This window comes from Methanosarcina sp., assembly GCF_049706645.1.
GTDB lineage: Archaea > Halobacteriota > Methanosarcinia > Methanosarcinales > Methanosarcinaceae > Methanosarcina.
The window spans coordinates 34,076-41,190 of the sequence record NZ_JBNAKP010000036.1 but is presented as its reverse complement, the minus strand read 5'-3'; the positions used below and the strand labels follow the sequence as shown (position 1 = coordinate 41,190).

Here is a 7,115-nt window from a genome sequence, read left to right as displayed (position 1 = left end):
CAATTTTGATTTTGGTAAAAAATAAGATGTACTTTTTTTGGGAAAACTACCAGTATCCTTAATTAATGGAATAAAAGAGAAATAGCCTTCAGTTTGATGATGAATTTAAGAGGACCCTAAAGAGAAAATAACAGCTTAAACGAAAATGCGGCACAGATTGGTCTGGAACGCGTCTCCGAAAGTCAACTTCAGACTACCGTTTGTCTGCAGGGTCGTTGCAAAGATCTGCTAATACTTCGCTGATTATTGTAAAGTTGATCTCTGGAGTTAACGAGATATTAAGCGCCAATAATATGGATAAAAACTTTTCAGTTATTCGACAAAGGCGAACTTTCTCCGCATCTTATATTTCTCCCAGTTGGGAACGGTAAGGCACGAAATTCTCCACGCCAGGCGGGAAGCAGAAAGCCTTCTAAAATTATTTTTCCTTATCGCTAAAAGCTACATAAAATAGCTTCTTCAGACTTGATGGCAATATACAGGACAGATAATCACGGGAACCTGCTGGCTGCTCGACCAGCAAGATTTCGCTGATTTGCATTACTACGGGCATAAAAGCAGCCGCAAGTAACTGGTCTATTTGAAAATACCATATAAGGTAATCTGCAGAAAACAATTCAACAGCATATCCTAATATATTAGACACATATAATTCTAAGCATATTTTCAAGTGGCATTATAATATATTAAAACCCATAAGTGGCATTATAATATATTAAAACCTATAGAAGAAATAAATAAAGTAGATAGTATACAAGCGCCAAATTATCTTACAATTAAAGCTATGAATAAACTTGAAGCTCTTGATCTCTCTTTTCAAGTGCGTAAATCTTATATTAAATATAATTTGTGGGGAAGACGAGATGGTTACGGGATTACTTTGTAAGTTGCACAAAAATGGCTCGATCTGGGTATACTCGGAACTGGCTCCTTTAAGTGATAAGTGGAGGATGCTCGATAACAATCCGAAAACTACAGCAATTGCAGCAAATGAATGGGGTGAGCTATATCAATTGCGCAACGATGGCACTATATGGAAACTTACGGCAACACCAGCTATTGGATGGCAGATGCTCGACAACAACCTTACAAACACTATAATTGCAGGTGCTATAATTCCTTCAATTTCAGCGGAGGGACTATATCAGTTGCGCAAAGATGGAACGATCCTGGCTTTTACGGGGATACCAATGACAGGATGGTTGATGCTCGACAGCAACCCGGCAACCATTGCACTTGCTGCAGGCAAGAAATTCTACCAGTTGCACAACAATGGCAAGATCTGGGAATTTACGGGAACACCAATGACCGGGTGGCAAATGCTTGACAACAATCCGGCAACCGTTGCAATTGCGACAAATGAATTAGGTGAGCTATATCAGTTGCACAACGATGGCAAGATCTGGGAATTTACGGGGACACCAATGACTGGGTGGCAGATGCTCGACAGCAATCCTAAAACAAAGGCGATAATCACATCATGACCAGAAAAGTCTGAACGAGCCATTCCTGTATATGGTTTATATGGAAGAAGATAACGCTCTATGGATTCCATAGAGCATCGTCAATTTTATGAAAAGAAAAGATCTCAAAGTAAATTTATAAATCAGCCTAATTTTTGTTTCTGGATAGGCTCGAATATAAAACACGTTGAAATGTACACAGCAAAACACAACATAGAAGCTGGATAGAAGTCTGGCTTTCGATCTTCTAACCAGAAATGATATCAAATTAGCCTATAAAAGAGTATTGCTTATTGCAACTTTCTCAACGACCATAGAAAGGAATTTCCCGACATTTTCTAAATTTGTGTTTAAAAAATAGTGCTTTAAATCTAAAGGTTTCCAGGAAATCACAGGTTGAATATCAAATGCTTCCCGAAACTCAATTCTTATTCAATTAAAGATCCCTTTGAACTGAATGGATATTGCTTGTAGCTAATGTGGTAAATAGGCTTCAAGCTATGAGAATCTTTAGATATCGTATCTTAAGTTCACTGCTTTTGACCTGGCCTCTCTTCGCAACATAGAAGAGTAAACAGGATTGAAGAATCAATGTAAAACGTTTCCGACTTCAAGACTGTAAAACCCTTAAGAGCCTCTACAAGGAAGAAAGAGCACGACAGGGAGTTATTTTTAAATAGCTAAAGTGGAAGGGTGAGGCCTGCAATCCTCCTGATCCTTACCGGCTTGAAATTGACGATATCAGGGAATTAAGCAGAGAGGCGCAGGAATTCCTTTCTCTTTCGGCTGAAGGGCAGGCAGGGCAATAGAGCAATATACGCAGGCTGTTTGAGATTGAAGCGGGAGAGATTAAGGACTGCCTGCTGGGAATTCCTTTTCGTACTTTGATTGGAAGCTGGTTAGAGGAAGGTAAGATTTACGCGGTTGAGCGGAGAAATCAATAGCATTCGAACCTGGGACTTTGCAGATTTTAGTTTCAACTGCAACGTTTATAATGTTTGATTTTATATATAAAGTGAGAAACTTCTGTTGACAAAAACTATGAGTGAAATTGAGCAACAGGGAACAAAATTGCTTTTAGAGACTAAAATTGAGGAGGAGGTGGCCGTTTATGGGTGTATCTGCTAAAGGAGAAAGATACCGCTGTGAGATCTGCGGCAACGAGGTTGTCGTAGAAAAAGTAGGGGGCGGAACTCTTGTTTGTTGTGGGGAAGATATGACTCCTGTAAATTAATAATAGGTGTATCCGTAAGACCCTGACTATAAAGGATAAAAGTATATGCAGGTATTTTAGGCCCGTAAATGCTCGGACAAAGAAATGACTTTATGAATGGAGGAAAACCGATGAAATGCTATGAATGTGCCAGCGAAGGTAAAGATACAGACGCCGTTGGAATTTGTATTGTATGTGGGAGAGGCGTTTGTAAGGAGCATCTTCTTCATGAGGAGACCCCTGTGTGGGAAGGAAACTATCCAATAGAGCTGAAACCCGACGTTGAACATATCAAAAGAATTGTCTGCCTTCCCTGTCATAATTCACTGAAGGAGAACTGCCTGTTTAATGAGGTTTGTTGAGGTGGCCAAAAATGTTAAAATGTTTCGATTGTGCTGAGAAGAACGAAGTCAGTGAAGCAGTAGGTGTTTGCATTGTCTGTGGAAAAGGCCTCTGCATGGAGCATATTAAACAGGTAGAATTCCCCATGAAAGGAGGATATCCACTGCCCCATGTGACACTGAAGAAAGATCTTCCCAGGATGATGTGCCGCGAGTGCATTGAATCTACTCTTGGAGAAGACTTCTGCGTTTAAATCCAGAAAGTCTATTGAAGAATACTGCAATTTGTAGAACCCGTAAATTTAGCAGTTGATACTTGAATATTAACTGGAAACAATTAATATTGGTACTCATTCTGTAATGGTAGGTGACCTGATTTGGAAGAAAATAAAAAAGTCGTGGAGAGCATAGAAAAGAAAATGGGATTCAAGCCCCATATCCTGGAAACTCTTGAGGAACTTGACCCTGAATTTCTAGGAAAGTACAGGCGTTGTGATGGAAAATTATTATCTGATGGAGCTCTTTCCGCAAAAACAAAAATCCTTATGGCTCTTGCAGTTGTGGCATCCAAACAGTGTGAAGCCTGTACGGTAGCGCAGATGAAAAGCGCTCTTAATCATGGAGTGACTAAAGAAGAAATCATGGAAGCCATGGATGTTATCTTTATTACTTCAGGAGCCCCCGCTGTTGCTGCTTGCAGAGATGCACTGAAGTTATTGAAGTAAGATATTTAAAAAAGCAATTTCTTCATTTACTTTTTTTGCGTGGAATATTTCTTCAATACTTTTTTTGTGTGAAATTATACTTTCCATCTGGCTCGTTTAGCCAGCCTTTTTATCGGTTGCTTCTTCAGGAAATGGGCGAGTCAAATTTGTTGGAAAGTTTTATAGGCACCCTTTTGGAATCGTCGTGACGGTCTTACCCGCTTCCATGCATATTATTTCAATCCACACACCAGCGAAGGGTGCGACTGTGGGCGCATCACTACAACCAATTATAATTGATCTGGTTTCTAAACTCGAAATTGTCAAGAATATCCTGAACATTGGGGGAAAAACCGTCGAGATAAGCTTCGAATTATGTCCAGGCGTCTCAAAACAGTCATTGGCAGGACTACATCACGGTACTTGCCACGGACATAGAGATCTCGCAGAACGTCATCTGCAATTCCCCAGATGAAGTTGATGATCCAGTTTAAGTGTTTTCATTCATTTTATAGCCTTAAAGTATGTCCTCAGTCCTTATTTTCAATGAAAATTCCATTTAACCTTTGACCTTACTGTTTGAGGATTTCCATTCAGGTATATCCAGTAACCGTTCTACTTTTACTTTATTTTATTGATTTCCGGAGTTCAGAGCATATTCTTTATCCGAAACACTTTATTTCTTCAATAAATTTCTAATGCAGATTATATCAGAAATACAGATTCCTTTAATTTATCCCTTTAAATTTAGGGAAGATTGATCATATATAAGCGGAAGGCATGAGACCCGAAATGGATAGACTCCGACAGCATGACCGAAGAGGAATATCAGGCAGCTATGGATAAAATGTGGCCGTAGATGGCCGAACTCGGCAAGGAAGGTATAGATCTTAACCCGAAAGACCAAAGACGGCAGTTTATAGCAACCAGCTAGGGCGTAATCTTCACCCAGGACGAAACGGTTACTGGCAAGAAGAAGACCGAAGTTGAAGCCATGTGGGAGAAAATGACCGGCGGGAACTACAGCCCGGAAAAGAATAAACAGCCGGGTAAAAACTAATAGTGCAGGGGGTAATTATCCTAAAACCGGCCATACCCTTAAAACAGAATTAAGGGGTGGCATTCGAACCCATGAATAAGTCGTAAACGGATTTTCGTTATTTTAAAGATTCTCTGTAGAATCCTGTTTAATACTTTGCGAGTAAAATACTTCACCTACTTTTATAAATGATAAAAAGCTCTTTTATCTCAATCAGGAGGCAGCCGGAAAATGATGATCGCAGGAATAGACGAAGCCGGAAAAGGTCCTGTAATCGGGCCAATGTGCATAGGAGGCGTAAAAATCGAGGAGTCCAGAGCCCATATCCTTAAAGTGCTCGGGGTTGCGGATTCCAAAAAACTGGCTCCAAAAAAGAGGGAGCAGCTCGCAGCCCAGATCAAAAAACACGCAGATGGTTTTTTCGTACTTGAGGTCAGCCCCTCTCAGATCGACGAACTCCGGAGGATCATGAGCATGAACGAGATCATGGTTGTCTGCTTTGCAAAAGTGCTTGAACAGCTGAAACCGGATATCGTGTATGTAGATGCTGCTGATGTAAAAGCCGAACGTTTTGCCGAAAATGTTTGCAGGCAGTACTCAAAAACCTGTCCCGACCATGCAAAGGAAATAAAGATAATTTCCATGCACCAGGCGGATGCAATCTATCCTGTAGTCTCGGCAGCCTCGATCATTGCAAAAGTACGCCGGGACGAACTCATCGAAGAGCTCAAAATAGAATGGGGCGTGGATTTCGGCAGCGGTTATCCCTCAGACCCGAAAACAAAAGCATTCCTGCTGAAATGGGGAAAAGAACACTCAGGAGAGTTTCCCGGGATAGTCAGGCAGTCCTGGCAGACTGTAGAAAATATCAGGGAAGAACTAAAAAAGGCCTAACCGAATGAAAAATCGGATAATCGTAAAAAAGAACTAAGAACTGAAGAATGGGAAACGTTACAGGATTATTTTTGAGAAAAAAACATTTTTGAGAAAAGAATATTTTTGAAATGAAAACGTTTTTAAAAAGATCTTAAAAAGGTTCTTTCTCTTTTTAAGATCTTAACAGTAAAAGTTTAACAGATCGCTTTATCGAATCACTTATTATGACATTCATTATGGCGTTCCGGAACTAGTGTTGTCACTCTCGTTCTGGGTATCGCCTGTGGAAACATTCTCTACGAGAGGCATGTAATCTATGCTTCCGGTTGTCTGGTTAACAACATAAGGCGTGTCTCCTATACCGTTTCCGTCAGTATCAGTTCCGTTATAATCACTCCAGGTATTGCCTGCTGAACTGCTGTTCCAGATATTCGTTCCTTCGTCCTCGGCATTCAGGAAGTTGAAGAACGAGTTCAGGTAAATTGTATTGCCGGATGATCCGTTAAGGTACATCCCAAGCCCATTCATGTACAGGCTGTTATTAGCCAGAACATTGGACTCTGCCATATTAGCAAGGATTACCCCGTTACTGTTTCTTGAAATAAAGTTGTATTCAAGCATGTTCATTCTGGATGTGCCCAGGAAGAGCCCTATTTCGTTTGAGTCTACAGTATTGTTCATAAGGGTGTTGTTAGTGGAATTGTCCATCCAGATTCCTTTGCTGTTTGTAACTACAAAGTTATTTGACAGCAGATTTTCATTAGATCTGGAAAGGAAAATTCCGCTGGTTCCCAGGCCTATTACATTGCTGTCAAAGATATTACGTTGAGAATTGTTAAGTCCAATGCCCACATCATTCAATACCAGGGTATTGTTACTTAATGAGCAGTTCTGCACACCTTCAAGATAAAGCCCGGCTTCCTGGTACGTATCCATTCCTGAGGGGCCTCCTACAATATGGAAACCACTTATTCTCACGTTGTTTGACCTAATGCTGAAGACGTCGTTTGCCGGAATTGCGCCTATCACATAGGTACGGTTCAGCGTGTCGCCCGAGAGGTCAGTGCTCGAGATAATAGAAAGTTCCTTATTCACGTTTACGTTTTCCCTGTATACGCCAGGGCTTACAAGGATTGTATCTCCATTCTGCGCATTATTGACAGCTTCCTGAATGGAAGTATAGTTTCCCTCCCCATTACCGCCTACGGTAAAAACCGCAGCACCCGCCTGAGTAGCTGTTGCCCCAAGCACAAGAAGAAGAACCATGCAAATACTTTGGATTGATTTTCCTTTCATGAGCTAATACTCCCCTTAATTTTAAGTTATATAGACTGAAAGACAATTGTTGTTTTTATAATAACTCGTATGAATAATAATCTGAGATAATAAAAAGATTTTGAAATATATATTCTGAAAAATAAACCTGAACTTATATTTATCTGCATTGTCAATAGGTCCGTCTGCTATTGGAAATTCCAC

7 protein-coding genes and 1 pseudogene are annotated in these 7,115 nt (G+C 40.4%); 6 read left to right on the top strand and 2 right to left on the bottom strand.

Annotated elements, in window-relative coordinates:
• The first annotated feature begins 863 nt into the window (after positions 1–863).
• The 5 genes from ACPK8D_RS12780 to ACPK8D_RS12760 all read left to right on the top strand — a co-directional run bounded on the left by ACPK8D_RS12780 (position 864) and on the right by ACPK8D_RS12760 (position 3,742).
• Positions 864–1,484 carry a hypothetical protein gene (locus ACPK8D_RS12780; protein ID WP_424718240.1) on the top strand — a complete coding sequence of 207 codons (621 nt, stop codon included), beginning with the start codon at positions 864–866 and terminating at the stop codon, positions 1,482–1,484.
• Between the two features lie 1,090 nt (positions 1,485–2,574).
• Positions 2,575–2,697 (top strand): desulfoferrodoxin FeS4 iron-binding domain-containing protein, encoded by a 123-nt coding sequence (locus ACPK8D_RS12775; protein ID WP_424718239.1) that lies wholly within the window; start codon positions 2,575–2,577, stop codon positions 2,695–2,697.
• 110 nt (positions 2,698–2,807) lie between these two features.
• A complete protein-coding gene (locus ACPK8D_RS12770) occupies positions 2,808–3,038 on the top strand; it encodes a DUF2180 family protein (protein ID WP_424718238.1) in 231 nt (76 codons plus the stop codon).
• An 11-nt stretch (positions 3,039–3,049) separates the two neighbouring features.
• Positions 3,050–3,271 (top strand): DUF2180 family protein, encoded by a 222-nt coding sequence (locus ACPK8D_RS12765; RefSeq protein WP_424718237.1) that lies wholly within the window; start codon positions 3,050–3,052, stop codon positions 3,269–3,271.
• Positions 3,272–3,394: 123 nt separating this feature from the next.
• Positions 3,395–3,742 carry a carboxymuconolactone decarboxylase family protein gene (locus tag ACPK8D_RS12760; RefSeq protein WP_424718236.1) on the top strand — a complete coding sequence of 116 codons (348 nt, stop codon included), beginning with the start codon at positions 3,395–3,397 and terminating at the stop codon, positions 3,740–3,742.
• Positions 3,743–4,092: 350 nt separating this feature from the next.
• Here the strand turns inward: ACPK8D_RS12760 and ACPK8D_RS12755 are convergent.
• Positions 4,093–4,206, bottom strand: a pseudogene (locus tag ACPK8D_RS12755) (type I restriction-modification system subunit M N-terminal domain-containing protein); the annotation flags it as partial.
• Positions 4,207–4,991: 785 nt separating this feature from the next.
• Between ACPK8D_RS12755 and rnhB the strand changes: the two are divergent.
• Positions 4,992–5,654 carry a ribonuclease HII gene (gene rnhB, locus ACPK8D_RS12750; protein WP_424718235.1) on the top strand — a complete coding sequence of 221 codons (663 nt, stop codon included), beginning with the start codon at positions 4,992–4,994 and terminating at the stop codon, positions 5,652–5,654.
• Positions 5,655–5,870: 216 nt separating this feature from the next.
• Here rnhB and ACPK8D_RS12745 read toward each other — a convergent pair whose 3' ends face one another.
• Entirely contained in the window at positions 5,871–6,932 is a 1,062-nt protein-coding gene (locus ACPK8D_RS12745) for a right-handed parallel beta-helix repeat-containing protein (protein WP_424718234.1), read from the bottom strand.
• Positions 6,933–7,115 lie beyond the last annotated feature (183 nt).